We start from the raw sequence: 15613 nt of genomic DNA on the forward strand, positions 1-15613 counted from the left end.
ATGACGGGATGGAGGCCACGAGACCGACCGACGGGCGGCGCTCCGCCGCGGCCCAGCGGCGCCGGGAGCGCGAGCGCGACATCATCGCCGCCACCCGCGAGCTGTTCGACCGCAACGGCGTGCGCGAGGCGCAGATCGAGGACGTCGCCCGCGCCGTCGGCATCAACCGGGCCATCATCTACCGCCACTTCACCGGCAAGGAGGAGCTCTTCGCGCTCACCCTGGTCGGCTACCTCGACGAGCTCAAGGAGTCGCTGGCGGCCGCCGCCGCCACGAGCGACGCCCCCCGTGAGCGCCTCGTGGCGATCACGGAGGCGTTCGTCGACTACGGCCTCGGCCACCCGGCGTTCGTGGACTGCGCGCAGACGCTGATGCGCCGTACCGGGCCCGAGCTGTGGGACGAGATCGCGGAGTCGGCGATCTACCGTCTCGGCCGGTCGATCTCGGGCTGCCTCGCCGTGCTCGCGGCGGCGCTCGAGGAGGGCACGAGCGCCGGGGAGTTCTCGGTCGCCGACCCCCACCTGCTCGCCAACACCCTGTACGCAAGCGGTCTCGGGGCGCTCCAGCTGGCCCGCGTCGGCATCCTCGTGAAGGAGGCCGCGCCCGGGGTCCCGACCGTCGGCACCATCTCGGCCGACCAGGTCACCGACTACCTGGTCACCAGTGCCCTGGCCCTGGCGACCGGCGGCGTGCGCACCCCCTGAGACGCCGAGTCGGCACGAGCTCCCGGCTTCCACCGGGATCTCGTGCCGACTCGGGGCGCTTCGCGGGTGAGCTCCTGACGACTCGCGGTCAGGGGCGCTCGAGGATGGCGGTCACGCCCTGGCCGCCGGCGGCGCACACCGAGATCACGCCGGTGCCCGAGCCCTTCTCGGCGAGCAGCGCGGCGAGCGTGGCGACGATCCGCCCGCCGGTGGCGGCGAACGGGTGGCCGGCCGCCAGCGACGAGCCCACGACGTTCAGCTTGGCGCGGTCGACCGAGCCGAGCGGACCGTCGAGCCCGAGGCGCTCCTTGCAGAACACGGGGTCCTCCCACGCCTTCAGCGTCGAGAGCACCTGGGAGGCGAACGCCTCGTGGATCTCGTAGAAGTCGAACGAGCCGAAGTCCTTGCCCTCGCGCTCGAGCATCCGCGGCATCGCGTACGCCGGGGCCATCAGCAGGCCCTCGCCGCCGTGGACGTAGTCCACCGCCGCCGTCTCGTACGCCGTGAGGTAGGCCAGCACGGGCAGCCCGCGCGCCTCGGCCCACTCCTCGGAGGCGAGCAGCACGACGGAGGCGCCGTCGGTGAGCGGCGTCGAGTTCGCCGCGGTCATCGTGGCCGCCGCGCCCTTGCCGAACACCGGCTTGAGCGTCGCCAGCTTCTCCACCGAGGAGTCGGGGCGCAGGTTCTGGTCGCGCTCGAGCCCCCGGAACGGGGTGACCATGTCGTCGAGGAAGCCCCGCTCGTAGGCCGCGGCGAGACGGTGGTGCGAGGTGACGGCGAGCTCGTCCTGCTCCTCGCGGCCGATCTGCCACTCGACCGCGGTGAGCGCGGCGTGCTCGCCCATGGACAGCCGGGTCCGGGGCTCGCCGTTCTGCGGGATGGAGGGCACGAGGTCGCCGGGGCGGATCTTGGCCAGCGCGGCGATGCGGCCCTGGGTGGTCTTCGCGCGGTTGGCGGCCAGGAGCTTCTTGCGGAGGCCCTCACCGACCGCGATCGGGGCGTCGGAGGTGGTGTCGGTGCCGCCCGCGATCCCGGACTCGATCTGGCCGAGCGCGATCTTGTTGGCGACCTGGATGACGGCCTGCAGGCCGGTGCCGCAGGCCTGCTGGATGTCGGTGGCGGGGGTCTCGGGCGACAGCTTCGAGCCGAGCACCGACTCGCGGGTCAGGTTGAAGTCGCGCGAGTGCTTCAGCACGGCACCGGCCACGACCTCGCCCAGCCGCTCGCCGACCAGGTCGAAGCGGTCCGCGAGGCCGTCGAGGGCCGCGGTCAGCATGTCCTGGTTGGAGGCGGTCGCGTAGACGCCGTTGGAGCGCGCGAACGGGATCCGGTTGCCGCCGACGATCGCGACGCGACGGGTGGTCTGCTGCATGGGGACGGCTCCTGGGGATAGATCGTGAGTCGGTCTGCACCAGCATCCTACTCGCGAGTAACCTGGATGCGGACCACGGTGAGTCCCATCTCACCAAAAGTGGACACCGAGTTACAACAGGCGTTACACCTGAGGGCGCCGCCCCCGACCCCGCGCACCACCCGCGAGAGCGAACAGTGAGGACCCCGACGACATGAGCGACCGCTACCAGGGCTTCGTCAGCACCCCGATCGGCAAGCTGCTGGTCAAGAACCTGGGCCTGCCCGCCCCCGTGAGCCTCGAGCGCTGGACCCCCGGCGCCCCGCTGGTCGACGGCACCGTCCTCGTCGGCGGGCGCGGCCCCCTGGCCGACGCCCTGCCGGCCACCCTCGGGGCGCTGGGGGTCGACGCGACCACGGTCGCCGGCGAGGAGGGCCGGTTCAAGGGCCTCGTCCTCGACGCGACCGGGCTCGAGGACTCCGCGTCCCTGGTCGCGCTGACCGAGTTCTTCACCCCGCTCATGCGCCGCCTGGAGACCTGCCCGCGGCTCGTCGTCGTCGGCCTCGACCCGGCCCACGCCGGTTCCGCGTCCGCCCGCGTCGCGCAGCGCGCCCTGGAGGGCTTCACCCGCTCCCTGGGCAAGGAGGTCGGCCGCGGCGGCACCTCCCAGCTCGTCTACAGCACGCCCGAGGCCCTCCAGCACGGTGCCGACGCGCTCGCGTCGACCCTCGCCTTCCTGCTCTCGCCGAAGTCGGCGTACGTCTCGGGCCAGGTCGTCCGGATCGGCACCCAGGGCGCCACCGCCCCCGCGGAGGAGGCCACCGACCCCGAGCGCCCCCTGGCCGGCAAGGTCGCGCTGGTCACCGGCGCGAGCCGCGGCATCGGTGAGCAGATCGCCCGTGTGCTGCACCGCGACGGCGCCACCGTGGTCGGCGTCGACGTACCGCAGGCCGCCGGCGACCTCGTCGAGCTGGTCCGCGAGCTCGACGGCGACCACGTCGCCCTCGACATCACCGCGAAGGACGCGCCCCAGCGCCTCGCCCAGCACCTGCGCGAGAAGCACGGCGGGGTCGACATCGTCGTCCACAACGCCGGCATCACGCGCGACAAGAAGCTCGCCAACATGAAGGCCGACCGCTGGGAGTCCGTGATCGCGGTCAACCTCACGGCCCCGGAGCGCATCTCGCGCGAGCTCCTCGAGCAGGGCGTCGTCAACCCCAACGGCCGGATCATCGGCGTCGCCTCGATCGCCGGCATCGCCGGCAACGTCGGGCAGACCAACTACGCCGCCTCGAAGGCCGGCGTGATCGGGCTCGTCGACGCCCTCGCGGGCGAGGTCGACGGCGGCATCACCGTCAACGCCGTCGCTCCGGGGTTCATCATCACCAAGATGACCGCCGCGGTGCCGTTCGCGACCCGCGAGGTCGGCCAGCGGCTCAACGCGATGGCGCAGGGCGGGCTCCCGGTCGACGTCGCCGAGACGATCGCCTGGTACGCCCACCCGGGCTCCACCGCGGTCAACGGCAACGTGGTCCGCGTGTGCGGCCAGATGATGCTGGGGGCCTGACGTGACGAGCACCGGCACCACCCCCGAGAAGGAGCTCGTCGGCGAGCCCGGCGGGCTCGCCACCGTGGCCCGGGCCGCGCTCCCGCTGCTGCCCGTGGTCAACCGGCTGCCCGGCGTGCGCAAGGCCCCCCGCTCCTCCTACGACGGGCTGGCCTACCACCGCGCCCCGGTCACGGTCGAGCGCGAGCACGTCGAGGCGTACGGCGCGGTCTGCGGCTTCCCGGTCAAGGACACCGTCCCGATGCCCTACCCGCACGTGCTGGCCTTCGGCCTGCACATGGCGATCATGACCGACACCGCCTTCCCGTTCCCCGCGGTCGGCACGGTGCACGTCGAGAACGACATCACCTCCCACCGGCCGGTCGCCGTGGGCGAGGCCCTCGGCCTGCGCGTGGAGGCCTCGGCGGCGCGACCCCACCCCAAGGGCACGGCGCTGGTGTTCTCCGCGACCGCGACGGTCGGGGACGAGACGGTCTGGGAGAGCACCTCGACCTACCTGCGCCGCGGCCGGGGGTCCGACGAGGCGCCGGCCGGCCTGCGGCTGGAGACGGCACCGCCCAACGGCACGCGGTGGCCGCTGCCCGGTGACCTCGGCCGCCGCTACGCCGCGGTGTCGGGTGACGCCAACCCGATCCACCTGCACCCGCTGACCGCGAAGCCCCTGGGCTTCCCGCGTCACATCGCCCACGGCATGTGGAGCCTGGCGCGGTGCGTGGCGGCGCTGGAGAACCGGCTCGGCGACGCCTCCCGCGTCGAGGTGGCGTTCAAGAAGCCGATCTTCCTGCCGGGCACGGTGGCCTTCGGCTCGCGACCGCTCGAGGGCGCGGAGCGCGGCTACCTGTTCTCGCTGACGTCCCCCACGGACGGTGCCCCGCACCTGACGGGTCGGGCCACCGCCCTCTGAGGTCGGTCGGACGAGGGTCGGTCGACGGGGTCAGTCGCCCCGGAGGTCGAACGCGCCGGTGGCCGGGTCCCAGGTGCCCAGCTCGTCCTGGCCGTCGCCGTCCCAGTCGCCGGCGATCGGCAGCCCGCCCGCGGGTCCGTGGACGAAGCTGCGGAACTTGCCCCGCGGGGTGCGCAGGGTGAAGGTCCGGGTGTCGCGGTCGTAGACGCCGACGTCGGCGCGGCCGTCGCCGTTCCAGTCGCCGACGAACGGCAGCTGGTCGGACTCCCCCATCACGATGGAGCGGAAGACGCCGCCCTCGGCGCCGCGGAGGTCGAAGCGGCCGATCGCGGGGCGCCACACACCGATCTCGTCGACGCCGTCGCCGTCCCAGTCGCCGGCCAGCGGGATCGAGCCCTTGTAGCCGAACCTGATCGTCTGACGGCCCTCGGGGCTGCGCAGGCGGAAGGTGCGCGTCGACGGGCGGAAGTAGCCGGGGTTGGCGCGGCCGTCACCGGTCCAGTCGCCGAGCACGGGCTGGTCCTTGAGCCCGCCCATGACGGTGGTGCGGGTCGTGCCGTCGGCGCGCTCGGCCTCGTAGCGGGCGGGGTCGCTGCGCCGCCAGCGCACCGGGTCGTCCTCGGGGCCGTCCACGACGTTGCCGGCCAGCGGCACGTCACCGGCGAGGGGCTTGGCGGGCGGCTGGGCCGGGGGCTCCGGCTCGGCGCAGTTCTTCGAGGTCAGCGAGGTGTTGAACCGGAACTGCACGCCGTCGAAGAACGGGTGGACGACGGAGCCGTTGCGGCGCTGTTCGTAGTGCAGGTGGGGACCGGTGGAGTTGCCGGTGGTGCCGAGACGGCCGACCATCTGCCCGCGCGGGACCTTCTGGCCCACGCGCACGGCGATGGAGTTGAGGTGGGCGTAGAGCGTGGAGTCGCCGTTGCCGTGGTCGACCACGACCCACTTGCCGTAGCCGCTGGTCGTCGACGAGGCGGTGGTCACCGTGCCGGCCGCCGAGGCCACGACCGGCATGTCGAAGTCGTCGGTGCGGTTCCAGTCGACCGACAAGGTGCTCGGGCTGTGGGAGGAGCGCGTGGAGCCCACCCAGGTCTCGCCGCACCGGAACGGCATCTGGTACGCCGCCCGGGGCGCCTCGGTGGCGCGCGGGGTGAAGGACTCGCGCTGGGCGCGGGGCTCGGCCCGCTCGGCCGCGGTCTCGCGGGAGCCGTCGACCTTCACGCCGTCGACACGGCTGCCGACGGGCACCGAGTCGATGCGCACCCGCTCGCTCTGCGCCCGCTGGTCCTTCCCGTCGGCTCCCGCCACGGCGGCGGACGGCGAGGCCGCACCCGCCACGGAGAGGGCCAGCAGCGCGGCCGTGGCCAGGACACCGCCGGTGCGCGCACGTCGGCGCAGGGTCGAGCGGTCTGGGCGCAGGAGCATCCGGTCACCTCGAGGTCACGGACGACGAGTCACACCAGTCTCAGGGGCACCCATTCGTCACAGGAGCCCCAACCGTAGACACACCTCGGCGTGTCTGTCAGCAAGGTCCCGTGAATTACACCGGTGTCATGCTATGGGCGCTCAGGAACGATCGCGCGAGACCGGCCGGATCAGGCCCTCCTGGGCCACCGACGCGACCAGGCGACCGTCCTCGGCGAACACCCGCGCCGTCGCGAGACCGCGCCCGCCCTGGGCCGACGGCGAGGTCTGGTCGTAGAGCCACCAGCGGTCGGCCCGGAAGGGCCGGTGGAACCAGATGGTGTGGTCCAGCGAGGCGGCCTGGATCCGGGGGTCGCCGATCAGCAGGCCGTGGGGCACGAGCGCGGCCCCGAGCAGGGTGAGGTCGCTGGCGTAGGTGAACGCCGCGAGCTGGTGCAGCCGGTCGTCGGGCAGCTCCCCGGCCACCCGGATCCACAGCCGCGCCCCGACGCTGCGCCCGGCGGGGGCGTCCATGCCGCCGCCCTCGCCGCTGTTGCCGACGTAGCGCACGTCGAGCGCCGCCCACTCCCGCTCCCACCGCTCACGGGCCTCGTCGCCGGCCGAGCCGACGATGTCGGCGAGCTTCATCGCGTCCTCGGGTCCCGGCACGTCGGGCATCGGGTCGGCGTGGTCGAGCCCCTCCTCCACCCGCTGGTAGTTGGCGGTGAGGAAGAAGATCGGGCGTCCGTGCTGGCGCGCCACGACGCGGCGCGTCGCGAACGACCGGCCGTCGCGCAGCACCTCCACGTCGTACAGGATCGGGATGGAGACGTCGCCCGGGCGCAGGAAGTAGGAGTGCATCGAGTGCGCCTCGTACGCCGGGTCGACCGTGTGGGAGCCCGCCACGAGGGCCTGCGCGGCGACCTGGCCCCCGAACACCCGCTGCAGCGTGGTCTCGGGCTGGCGCCCGCGGAAGAGGTTGTCGTCGAGGGTCTCGAGGTCGAGGAGGTCGACGACCTCGGCGGCGGAGGTGGGCACGGCGGTTCTCCTGGCGGGTGCGGGTCGGTGGGCGACGGGCGTGGGTGACGAGCCGGGCGGGCGCCCGGGTCAGCGGGCGGGCGGGGGCGGCTCCTCGCCGCGGTCGAGGCCGGCGAGGAACTGCTCGAACTCGTTGCCGAGCTCGTCGGCGGTCGGGAGCGGCCGGTCCTGCGCGAGGAGGCTGTCGCCGGACTCCTCGGCGCGCCGGAAGGCGTCGTACTGGCGCTCGAGCCCGACGACGACCTCGCGGACCTCGTCGTGCTCGGCGAGGTAGTCGGCCACCTCCACCTCGCGCCGGGCGGCCTCCTCGCGGAGCACCGTGAGGTCCACGGCGATCGCGCCCGCGCGCTCGACGTTCTCCAGCAGCACCACCGACGCGGCGGGGTGATCGAGCTGCGCGAGGTAGTGGGGCACGTGCGCGACGAACCCGCTGGCGGGGTGGCCCCACTCCCCGAGGCGCAGCTCGAGCAGCGCCTGGGCCGAGGACGGCACCCGCATCTCCCCGCGCCACGGGCTCTCGACGGCGAGCAGACCCGAGTCGCGCGCCGGCTCGTTGGCGTGGTGGGTCAGCGTGATCGGCCGGGTGTGCGGCACCGCCATCGGCACCGAGCCCATCGCGAGCACGTGGGAGACCCCGAGCCGCTGGACGACCTCGCGCACGGCGCGGGCGAAGGCCTCCCACCGGTTGTCCGGCTCCGGCCCCGTCAGCAGCAGGTACGGCGTGCCGGCGTCGTCGCGCTGCAGGCGTACGACGAGGCGCGGCGCCTCGTAGGCCTCGTAGTGGTCGCGCGCGAAGGTGATCGGCGGTCGCCGGGCGCGGTAGTCGTAGAACGCGTCGACGTCGAAGGTGGCGACCACCGGCCCCTCGCCGAGGTCCGTGAGGTGCTTCGCGGCGCGCGCCGCAGCGCTGCCGGCGTCGAGGAACCCGTCGAGGGCGAGGACGAGGACGGGCGCGGCGCCCTCGGGCAGACCCGGGACCTCGTCCACGATGTGCACCAGGCGGCTGGACTCACTCATGGGCCCAACCTAGTCGCGTGGCGCAGCACACCCCGGCCCGCCCGGGCCGCGCCCGCCCCCCTCAGCCGTAGGCGGACACGATGCGGTCGGAGGCCTGGGCGGCCAGGTCGTCGCCCGTCGTGCCGAGCACGGTCTCCAGGACCGCCTCGGGGCTGCGGTCCCCGCGGGCCCCCATCGCCTCGAGCAGCGTCCAGAGCGCGTCCTCGCCGTAGACGGCGGCGACCTCCTCGCAGGCCTGCCAGGCGATGCCGTAGTCGGCACCGGAGCGGGCGCCGGTGCTGAAGGAGTCGTCGGGCGGGAGCGTCTCGACGCCGCGGCGCGCCGCGCGGAGCGCCGCCATCGAGATCAGGCGCTCGTCCGCCCGCAGGGGCTGCACCGAGACCCACTCGGCGAGGCCCTCGGAGAGCCAGCGGGGCACCCCGTCGTCGCGGCCGGAGAGCGCGACGTGGGTGAGCTCGTGGCGCAGCAGACGGTCGCGCTCGGCCTCGTCGGCGCGCAGCATGCGGGGGTGCAGGAGCACCCGCTCGGCGACGTCGGGGCCGCCGTCGGCGGGCCGCACGCCGAACGCGACCCCGTCGAGCCCGTCGGCCACACCGGCGGGGAGCCCACCGAGGGCCCGGAGCAGGGTGGTGTCGGAGGGTCCGTAGACGGCCACGTCGCCGGACCAGCGGTAGGGCACGACCGCGGCCACGTCGTCCGCGGCGTCCGCGGCCTCGTCGACGACCGCCTCCCCCACGGCCGCGGCGTCGGGCGCACCCGCGTCGAAGACCCCGAGGACCCCGCCACGGGTCACGGTGGTGACCGGACCGAGGTCCCAGGGCTGCGCGCCGCCGGCGCTCGGGTCGGCCAGCGCGGGGACGTCGGAGACCAGCCGCAGGTCGTCGCCGTCGACGGCGAGGACCATCTCGCGGGGCGAGGACACCGCGCCCGTGTCGAGGCGGCGCAGGCGCGTCCGCAGGTCGACGCCGACCCTCACCTCCCCCTCCGCACCCGCCGCCGGGTCCGGGCTGAGGACGGCGTCCCCGGTGACGTAGCGGAAGGTCGCGACCGGCAGCGCCGCGACGTTGTCGGCGTAGACGCGCTGCGCGCGCTGCGCGTCCGGGTCGTCGGCGACGCCCGCCAGCACCGCGCCGCCGTCCGCGCCGCGCAGCGCCGCGGCGCGCTCCCGCAGCAGCCCGCGCACCGCGCGGGTCAGGCGGGCCTCGTCGTCCAGCAGCGCCGGGCGGGCGTCCCCGCGGACGTCGCCCGACCCGGCACCCGGGTCGCCCGGCGCGCTCGTCTCGGCGGCGCCCGGCTCGACCTCGTCGCTCAGGAACCCGCAGGAGGTGGTCCCGAGGACCAGCGAGACCAGGAGCGGGAGCGCCGCGGCGGCCCTACGCCGAGTCCGCACGACCCGCCCGGTCCGTGCCCGCCCGCCCCTCGGCGCCCGCGGGAGCGGCCGCGCCGTCGAGCGCGGTGACGTCCTCCACGATGCCGCGCGCCAGCGTCTGCGCGTCCAGGCCGATCCGGGCCAGGATCGCCGCGCGCTTGGCGTGGTCGAGGAACTCCTGCGGCACGCCGTGCAGGCGGAACGGGGTGTCGACGCGGGCGTCGACGAGGGCCTGCAGCAGCGCGCTGCCGCAGCCGCCGACGCGCCCGTTGTCCTCCACGCTGACGACGAGCCGGTGCTCACGGGCGAGGTCGACCAGCGCGGCGTCCACGGGCTTGACCCAGCGGGGGTCGACGACGGTGACGCCGATGCCCTGGTCGACCAGGCGGCGGGCGACGTCGACGGCGGTGGTCGCCATCGCCCCGGCGCTGACGAGGAGCACGTCGCGCGGGCCCTCGCGGACCAGCACGTCGCAGCCGCCGACGCGGTCGACGGCCTCGAGGTCGGCGGGCGGCGGACCCTTCGGGAAGCGCACGACGGTCGGGGCGTCCGCGACCTCGACGGCCTCGCCGAGCAGCTCGCGCAGGCGGGCGCCGTCGCGGGGGGCGGCGATCCGCAGGCCGGGGACGACCTGGAGCACCGACATGTCCCACATGCCGTTGTGGCTCGCCCCGTCGTCGCCGGTGACGCCGGCGCGGTCGAGCACGAAGGTGACGCCGCAGCGGTGCAGCGCGCAGTCCATCAGGACCTGGTCGAAGGCCCGGTTGAGGAAGGTCGCGTAGACCGCGACGACGGGGTGCAGCCCGCCCATCGCCATCCCGGCGGCCGACGTGGCGGCGTGCTGCTCGGCGATGCCGACGTCCCAGGTGCGCTCGGGGAACTGCGCCGCGAAGTGGTGCAGGCCGACGGGGTGCATCATCGCCGCCGTCATGGCCACCACGTCGGGCCGGCGGCGTCCGATGTGGACGATCTCGTCGGCGAAGACGTCGGTCCAGATCCGGCCCTTCGGCTTCTCCACGCCGCTGTCGACGTCGAAGGGCCCCGGGGAGTGGAACTGGTCGGCCTCGTGGGCCTCCGCCGCGTCGTACCCGAAGCCCTTGCGGGTCAGCGCGTGCACGATGACCGGACCGCCGAACCGCTTGGCGCTGCCGAGCGCCTGCTCCAGCGCGGCGCGGTCGTGGCCGTCGACGGGGCCCACGTACTTCAGGCCGAGGTCCTCGAAGAGGCCCTGCGGCGCCAGCGCGTCCTTCAGGCCCTTCTTGACCGCGTGCAGCGCGTCGTACGCCGGGCCGCCGACGCCCGGCACCGCCGGCAGGCGCCGCTTGACCTGGCCGAGCACCTGCTCGTAGCGCGGGTTGGTGCGGAGGCTCGTCAGCGCGGTCGCGAGGCCGCCGATGGTCGGGGTGTAGGAGCGGCCGTTGTCGTTGACGACGATGACGAGCCGGGAGTCCTCCGCGATCGCGATGTTGTTGAGGGCCTCCCAGGCCATCCCGCCGGTCAGCGCGCCGTCGCCGATGACGGCGACGACGTGGCGGTCCTCGCCGCGCACGGCGTAGGCCTTGGCGAGCCCGTCGGCGTAGGACAGCGCGGTGGAGGCGTGGGAGTTCTCGACGACGTCGTGCGGCGACTCGGCCTGGCTCGGGTAGCCCGACAGCCCGCCCTCCTGGCGCAGGCCGTCGAAGTCGCCGGCGCGGCCCGTGAGCATCTTGTGGACGTAGGACTGGTGGCCCGTGTCGAGGACGATCCGGTCGCGCGGGGAGTCGAAGACGCGGTGCAGCGCAATGGTCAGCTCGACGACGCCGAGGTTGGGTCCGAGGTGGCCGCCGGTGCGGGCGCAGGTCGAGACCAGCCGGTCGCGGACCTCCGCGGCGAGGGTCTCGAGCGCGTCCGCGTCGAGGTCGCGCAGGTCGCGGGGGGAGGTGAGGTCGTCGAGCAGGCCCATGGCCACGAGCCTACGGGAGCCGGCTCAGCGGTCGAGGACGGCGACGGCGGGCTCGTGGAGGCTCCCGAGCCAGAGCCGACCGTCGTGCTCGCGGACCCCGGTGACCATGTGGAACGCGGCGTCCGCGGTGGCCATCGCGGTCGCGTCGACGTCGTGGACCAGGTCGAGGCCGGCGGGGGTCACGTCGTACCCCCGCACCCGGACCGTACGGCGGGGCGCGGGCTGGAGCGGTGCGGGCAGGCGGGTCGTGAGCCGCTGCAGGGCGAGGGGCGCGCGCCGCACCAGGCCGACGACGGGGTCGACGGGGCTGGCGATCGCGACCCAGACCAGGCCGTCGGTGCCGCGGGAGGCGTTGTCGGGGTAGCCGGGCAGCCCGTCGACGACGTCGGCACCACCGGCCCGGGGTCCGGTCAGGCGCAGGCACCGCAGCCGCGCGGCGGCGGTCTCGGCGACGCAGACCCAGGAGGCGTCCGCGGCGAGCGCGACGCCGTTGGCGAACGCCAGCCCGTCGAGCACGGTCGTCACCGTGCCGTCGGGGTCGCGGCGCAGGAGCCGGCCGGTGCGGGTGTCCTGGACCATCTCGTCCTTCCACCGCTCCCGACCGAAGCGGCGGGAGGAGTCGGTGAAGTAAATCGTGCCGTCGTCGGCGACGGCGGCGTTGTTGCAGAACCGCATGGGCCGGCCGTCGACGGTCGTCACCAGGGGCTCGACCGCGCCGCTGGTCGCGTCGAGGGCGAGCAGGCCGCGGGTGCTGTCGCAGACCAGGACCCGACCGTCGGGCAGCCACTCCAGGCCCAGCGGACGGCCCCCGGTGACGCCGAGCCGCGTCGTGCGCCGCCCGTCGGCCGCGACCCGGGTGACGGCGCCGTCCTCGGTGCCCGTCAGCACGGAGCCGTCGGCGGGGTCGACGAGCACATCCTCCGCGCCGTGGCCCGGGACCGGGTGCACCGTGAGCCTCACCGCGCCTCCCCGGACGCGGCCGGCAGCGGCGAGGCCGTCAGCACCGGCCAGACCTGGCGGGTCGAGACGGTGAGCGGCAGCGCGGGCGCCCGGCCGGGGTCGACGAACACCATCCGGCGACCCTCGCCGCACACGACGTCGTCGTCGGTGACGTCGAGGGCGGCGGTGAACAGGTGGCAGGTGTGCCGGCCGACGACGGGGTGCTCGACCTCGAACGCCCCGAGCCCCGCGAGCCCCGGCGCGGCGAGGCCGGTCTCCTCGGCGAGCTCGCGGTGCGCGGCCTCCTCGGGGCTCTCCCCCGCCTCGATCGCGCCGCCGGGCAGGCCCCAGCACCCCGGGTCGATGACCGGGTGCTCGTCGCGCTCCTGCATCAGCACCCAGCCGCGGGCGTCCACGACGGCGACCACCGAGAAGGACCTCATGGACCCACGCTAACGGCGGCTGGCACGCTGCAGGCATGAGCGGAGAGTCCATCGCCCTGGTCACCTGTGCCGAGGTCCCCGACCTCGACGACGAGGGCCGGCTGCTCGCCGGGGCCCTGCGCGAGCAGGGGGCCCGGGTCGACGCCGTGGTCTGGGACGACGCCGGCGCCGACTGGGCGTCGTACGACCTGGCGGTGGTGCGCTCGACGTGGGACTACGCCGAGCGGCGCGAGGAGTTCCTGGCCTGGGCCGACGCGACCGCGGCGGTGACGCGGCTCGAGAACCCGCCCGGCCTGCTGCGCTGGACCACGGACAAGCGCTACCTCGCCGACCTCGCGGCGGCCGGGGTGCCGACGGTGCCGTCGGCGTTCGTCGACCCCGGCGAGCCCGCCGACCACCCGTGGGCCGACGCCCCGCACGTCGTCAAGCCCAGCGTCGGCGCCGGCTCGCGCGGAGCGCTGCGCTTCTCCGCGGGCGAGGTCGAGCGCTCCCGCGCCCACGTCGCCGCCCTCCACGCCGACGGCGCGACCGCGCTCGTGCAGCCCTACCTCGACCAGGTCGACGCCGCGGGCGAGACCGGGGTCGTGGTGATCGGCGGCGAGATCTCCCACGCCTTCCGCAAGGGCGCCCTGCTCGGCGTCGGTGACGGCCTGGTCGAGGGCCTGTTCAAGGAGGAGGAGATCACGGCCCGCGAGGTCACGGCCGACCAGGCCGACGTCGTACGCCGGGCCCTGGCGGCCGTGCCCGGGGGCAGCGCCGCGCCGCTCTACGCCCGCGTGGACCTGCTGCCCACCGCCGACGGCCCGGTCGTGCTGGAGCTCGAGCTGTGCGAGCCGTCGTTCTTCGTGATCGAGGCCGCGCCCCAGCGGGTCGGCGCCATCGCCTCGGTGATCCGCTCGCGCGCCTGAGCCGCCGGGGTGGCGAGGGCCTACGCGTCACCCGAGAGCACGCGGGTGACGGCGACGTCGTGCTCGGTGACGAGGGCGTCGCGGATCCGGGCGCCGAGGTCGTCGGGGGTGCCGGCGCCCCGGAAGGCCTGGACCGCGTCCTGCGAGGCCCACCGCTCCAGGATGTTGACCCGCGCCGGGTCGAGCAGGTCGGGCGAGAGCGCGAAGTCCAGGCAGCCCTCCGCCGCCCGGCCCCTCGCCACCACCTCCCGGCAGTCCGCGAGGTAGCCGTCGCGGTCGGCGGGGTCGACGAGCAGGTGTCCGGTGACGATGACCATGCTCCGACCGACCGGCTCCGTCACCCGGACTCATCGCCGTGGATGGCGTCAGCGCGACGGGGGCGCCGCCGCGACGTCGGTCCAGACCTCGGTGTTCTCCAGCAGCAGCCCGTCGCGCACCGTCAGGAAGAAGGCGACGGCGTACTCCTGCTCGCCCGTCGCGTCGCGGCCGGTGACCCGGGCCCGACCGACGGCGCGGTCGCCGTGCGCGACGGCGTCGAGGAGGACGAACCGCTCGAAGCCCGGGTAGTCGGCGTTGAAGCGGACCCACCCGGGCGCGTCGAAGGACTCGCCGGTGTGCACCAGCCGACAGGTGAAGTCGGGGTGCAGCAGGGCGGCCAGGGCGTCCCAGTCGTGCGCGTCGACGACGGCGGCGAGGGCCTGCGCGGCGGAGGTGGCGTCCATCGGACGAGTGTGACCCGGACCGCCGACAGCGGGCCCCTCAGCCGGCGAGGAAGCTGAACCGCACGTCGCGGACGTGGTTGTCGACGTTGAGGTCGACCAGGCACACGCTCTGCCACGTGCCGAGCGCGAGGGCCCCGTCGAGCACCGGCACCGTCGCGTACGGCGGCACCAGCGCCGGCATCACGTGGCTGCGGCCGTGACCGCGGCTCCCGTGGGCGTGGCGCCAGCGGTCGTCGACGGGCAGCAGGTCCTCGAGGGCGGCGAGCAGGTCGTCGTCGCTGCCCGCGCCCGTCTCCAGGATGGCGAGGCCGGCGGTCGCGTGCGGCACGAAGAGGTGCACCAGCCCGTCGCCCCGCCCGCGCACCCAGTCGCGGACGTCGCCGGTGAGGTCGAGGACGACGTCGGAGCCGCCGGTGCGGTAGGAGCGGGTCTCGGAGTCCATGGCCACGATCGTCCCAGGCGTCACGCCGGGCGCGCTCGCCGCACACCCGCCGGTGAGCCGGACCGACCCCGACGGGGCGCCGGGCGGGGGCTGGGTAGCGTGCGCCCGGTGATCACCACGGTCCTCGTCGAGCACCCGTGGCTCACCACCGTGGGTCTCGTCGCGTCGGTGGCGCTCGGGCCCCTCGTCGGGTGGTGGCTCGTCGGCCGCCCGCGGCTCACCCGGTGGCTCGCCGCGGCCTCGCTGGCGCCGGTCGTCGTGCTGACCCTCGCGCCGACGAGTCGGTCCCTCGACGTCGGCTGCGTCGCGGAGTGGAGCCTGCCGACGCTCGGCGCGGTCGAGCTGGTGGCCAACGTGGTGCTCTTTGTGCCCCCGGTCCTGCTCCTCGGCGTCGCGACCGGCCGCCCGCTGCTCGTGCTCCTCGGGGCGTCCGCGACCTCGGGCCTGATCGAGCTGGTCCAGGCCCTCGCCCCCCAGCTGGGCCGCTCGTGCTCGACCGACGACTGGCTGTCGAACACCCTCGGCGCGGTCCTCGGCGCCGCGCTCGCGGCGTCGGCCCTCGCGCTGAGCAGGCTCACGACCGGCGCCCGCTCGCGGGAGACGGACCGGCACTGACCCGCCGGGCCGCGGTCGTCGTGCCCGCGTCGGACGCTACTCGGCGTCGCGCAGGGCCTGCTCGACGCGCTCGACCTTGGCGGTGAGCTGACCGGTACGGCCGGGACGGATGTCGGCCTTGAGCACGAGCGAGACACGCGGCGAGGCGGCGGCGACGACGTCGACGGCCTGCTTGACGACCGCCATCACCTCGTCCCACTCACCCGATTGGTTACCGTGGGACATGAGTCGGGGGATCCGGCCTGTCGAGG

General features: G+C 75.0%; 16 protein-coding genes and 1 pseudogene. 5 read left to right on the plus strand and 12 right to left on the minus strand.

Translation table 11 applies throughout. From position 1 onward, the window contains the following. Positions 1-8: 8 nt before the first annotated feature. Positions 9-704, plus strand: a complete 696-nt coding sequence (locus tag ABD158_RS04970; protein ID WP_344004551.1) for a TetR/AcrR family transcriptional regulator — start codon at positions 9-11, stop codon at positions 702-704. A gap of 88 nt (positions 705-792) precedes the next feature. Here the strand turns inward: ABD158_RS04970 and ABD158_RS04975 are convergent, their stop codons facing one another. Further along, positions 793-2076 (minus strand): acetyl-CoA C-acetyltransferase, encoded by a 1284-nt coding sequence (locus ABD158_RS04975; protein ID WP_344004554.1) that lies wholly within the window; start codon positions 2074-2076, stop codon positions 793-795. A gap of 193 nt (positions 2077-2269) precedes the next feature. Here ABD158_RS04975 and ABD158_RS04980 point away from each other — a divergent pair, with 193 nt between their 5' ends. Both ABD158_RS04980 and ABD158_RS04985 read left to right on the plus strand, forming a co-directional pair. Beyond that, complete coding sequence (locus ABD158_RS04980; RefSeq protein WP_344004557.1) at positions 2270-3622, plus strand: 3-oxoacyl-ACP reductase; 1353 nt, start codon at positions 2270-2272, stop codon at positions 3620-3622. A gap of 1 nt (position 3623) precedes the next feature. Continuing rightward, positions 3624-4526: a MaoC/PaaZ C-terminal domain-containing protein gene (locus ABD158_RS04985; protein ID WP_344004560.1), complete on the plus strand. Its 903-nt coding sequence runs from the start codon at positions 3624-3626 to the stop codon at positions 4524-4526. 30 nt (positions 4527-4556) lie between these two features. Here ABD158_RS04985 and ABD158_RS04990 read toward each other — a convergent pair whose 3' ends face one another. The 7 genes from ABD158_RS04990 to ABD158_RS05020 form a co-directional block, all read right to left on the minus strand. Next, the gene (locus ABD158_RS04990; RefSeq protein ID WP_344004562.1) at positions 4557-5948 is read right to left on the minus strand and encodes a peptidoglycan DD-metalloendopeptidase family protein; all 1392 of its coding nucleotides are present in this window, start codon (positions 5946-5948) and stop codon (positions 4557-4559) included. A gap of 141 nt (positions 5949-6089) precedes the next feature. Beyond that, positions 6090-6965 carry an acyl-CoA thioesterase gene (locus ABD158_RS04995; protein ID WP_344004565.1) on the minus strand — a complete coding sequence of 292 codons (876 nt, stop codon included), beginning with the start codon at positions 6963-6965 and terminating at the stop codon, positions 6090-6092. A 69-nt stretch (positions 6966-7034) separates the two neighbouring features. Next, the gene (locus ABD158_RS05000) at positions 7035-7982 is read right to left on the minus strand and encodes a proteasome assembly chaperone family protein (protein ID WP_344004568.1); all 948 of its coding nucleotides are present in this window, start codon (positions 7980-7982) and stop codon (positions 7035-7037) included. A 61-nt stretch (positions 7983-8043) separates the two neighbouring features. Further along, positions 8044-9372, minus strand: a complete 1329-nt coding sequence (locus tag ABD158_RS05005; RefSeq protein ID WP_344004571.1) for a hypothetical protein — start codon at positions 9370-9372, stop codon at positions 8044-8046. Next, entirely contained in the window at positions 9356-11293 is a 1938-nt protein-coding gene (dxs, locus tag ABD158_RS05010; protein WP_344004573.1) for a 1-deoxy-D-xylulose-5-phosphate synthase, read from the minus strand. Before dxs ends, ABD158_RS05005 begins: the two co-directional genes overlap by 17 nt. Positions 11294-11317: 24 nt before the next feature. Beyond that, the gene (locus ABD158_RS05015; protein WP_344004575.1) at positions 11318-12253 is read right to left on the minus strand and encodes an SMP-30/gluconolactonase/LRE family protein; all 936 of its coding nucleotides are present in this window, start codon (positions 12251-12253) and stop codon (positions 11318-11320) included. Continuing rightward, positions 12250-12675, minus strand: coding sequence for an NUDIX hydrolase (locus tag ABD158_RS05020; protein ID WP_344004578.1), 426 nt, complete (start codon positions 12673-12675; stop codon positions 12250-12252). Before ABD158_RS05020 ends, ABD158_RS05015 begins: the two co-directional genes overlap by 4 nt. 35 nt (positions 12676-12710) lie before the next feature. On the opposite strand from ABD158_RS05020, the gene ABD158_RS05025 reads away from it, so the two are divergent. Further along, a complete protein-coding gene (locus tag ABD158_RS05025) occupies positions 12711-13583 on the plus strand; it encodes an ATP-grasp domain-containing protein (protein ID WP_344004581.1) in 873 nt (290 codons plus the stop codon). Positions 13584-13603: 20 nt separating this feature from the next. Here ABD158_RS05025 and ABD158_RS05030 read toward each other — a convergent pair whose 3' ends face one another. From ABD158_RS05030 to ABD158_RS05040, 3 genes are read right to left on the minus strand one after another with little or no spacing between them, the layout of a single operon-like run. Beyond that, the gene (locus tag ABD158_RS05030; protein WP_344004584.1) at positions 13604-13924 is read right to left on the minus strand and encodes a putative quinol monooxygenase; all 321 of its coding nucleotides are present in this window, start codon (positions 13922-13924) and stop codon (positions 13604-13606) included. A 24-nt stretch (positions 13925-13948) separates the two neighbouring features. Further along, positions 13949-14305, minus strand: a complete 357-nt coding sequence (locus ABD158_RS05035; protein ID WP_344004587.1) for a nuclear transport factor 2 family protein — start codon at positions 14303-14305, stop codon at positions 13949-13951. Positions 14306-14342: 37 nt separating this feature from the next. Further along, positions 14343-14747 carry a YjbQ family protein gene (locus tag ABD158_RS05040; RefSeq protein ID WP_344004589.1) on the minus strand — a complete coding sequence of 135 codons (405 nt, stop codon included), beginning with the start codon at positions 14745-14747 and terminating at the stop codon, positions 14343-14345. Between the two features lie 108 nt (positions 14748-14855). On the opposite strand from ABD158_RS05040, the gene ABD158_RS05045 reads away from it, so the two are divergent. Then, positions 14856-15362: a VanZ family protein gene (locus tag ABD158_RS05045; protein ID WP_344004592.1), complete on the plus strand. Its 507-nt coding sequence runs from the start codon at positions 14856-14858 to the stop codon at positions 15360-15362. A gap of 36 nt (positions 15363-15398) precedes the next feature. On the opposite strand, the pseudogene ABD158_RS05050 reads toward ABD158_RS05045, so the two are convergent. After that, positions 15399-15566 (minus strand): annotated as a pseudogene (locus ABD158_RS05050) (thiamine-binding protein); the annotation flags it as partial. Positions 15567-15613: the final 47 nt, after the last annotated feature.

Source organism: Nocardioides lentus (assembly GCF_039529515.1).
GTDB lineage: Bacteria > Actinomycetota > Actinomycetes > Propionibacteriales > Nocardioidaceae > Nocardioides > Nocardioides lentus.

Bases quoted from the DNA above. Each gene is read 5' to 3' on its own strand.
- ABD158_RS04970 (WP_344004551.1), top strand. From the start codon at position 9: ATGGAGGCCACGAGACCGACCGACGGGCGGCGCTCCGCCGCGGCCCAG.
- ABD158_RS04975 (WP_344004554.1), bottom strand. From the start codon at position 2,076: ATGCAGCAGACCACCCGTCGCGTCGCGATCGTCGGCGGCAACCGGATC.
- ABD158_RS04980 (WP_344004557.1), top strand. From the start codon at position 2,270: ATGAGCGACCGCTACCAGGGCTTCGTCAGCACCCCGATCGGCAAGCTG.
- ABD158_RS04990 (WP_344004562.1), bottom strand. From the start codon at position 5,948: ATGCTCCTGCGCCCAGACCGCTCGACCCTGCGCCGACGTGCGCGCACC.
- ABD158_RS05000 (WP_344004568.1), bottom strand. From the start codon at position 7,982: ATGAGTGAGTCCAGCCGCCTGGTGCACATCGTGGACGAGGTCCCGGGT.
- dxs (WP_344004573.1), bottom strand. From the start codon at position 11,293: ATGGGCCTGCTCGACGACCTCACCTCCCCCCGCGACCTGCGCGACCTC.
- ABD158_RS05020 (WP_344004578.1), bottom strand. From the start codon at position 12,675: ATGAGGTCCTTCTCGGTGGTCGCCGTCGTGGACGCCCGCGGCTGGGTG.
- ABD158_RS05025 (WP_344004581.1), top strand. From the start codon at position 12,711: ATGAGCGGAGAGTCCATCGCCCTGGTCACCTGTGCCGAGGTCCCCGAC.
- ABD158_RS05035 (WP_344004587.1), bottom strand. From the start codon at position 14,305: ATGGACGCCACCTCCGCCGCGCAGGCCCTCGCCGCCGTCGTCGACGCG.
- ABD158_RS05040 (WP_344004589.1), bottom strand. From the start codon at position 14,747: ATGGACTCCGAGACCCGCTCCTACCGCACCGGCGGCTCCGACGTCGTC.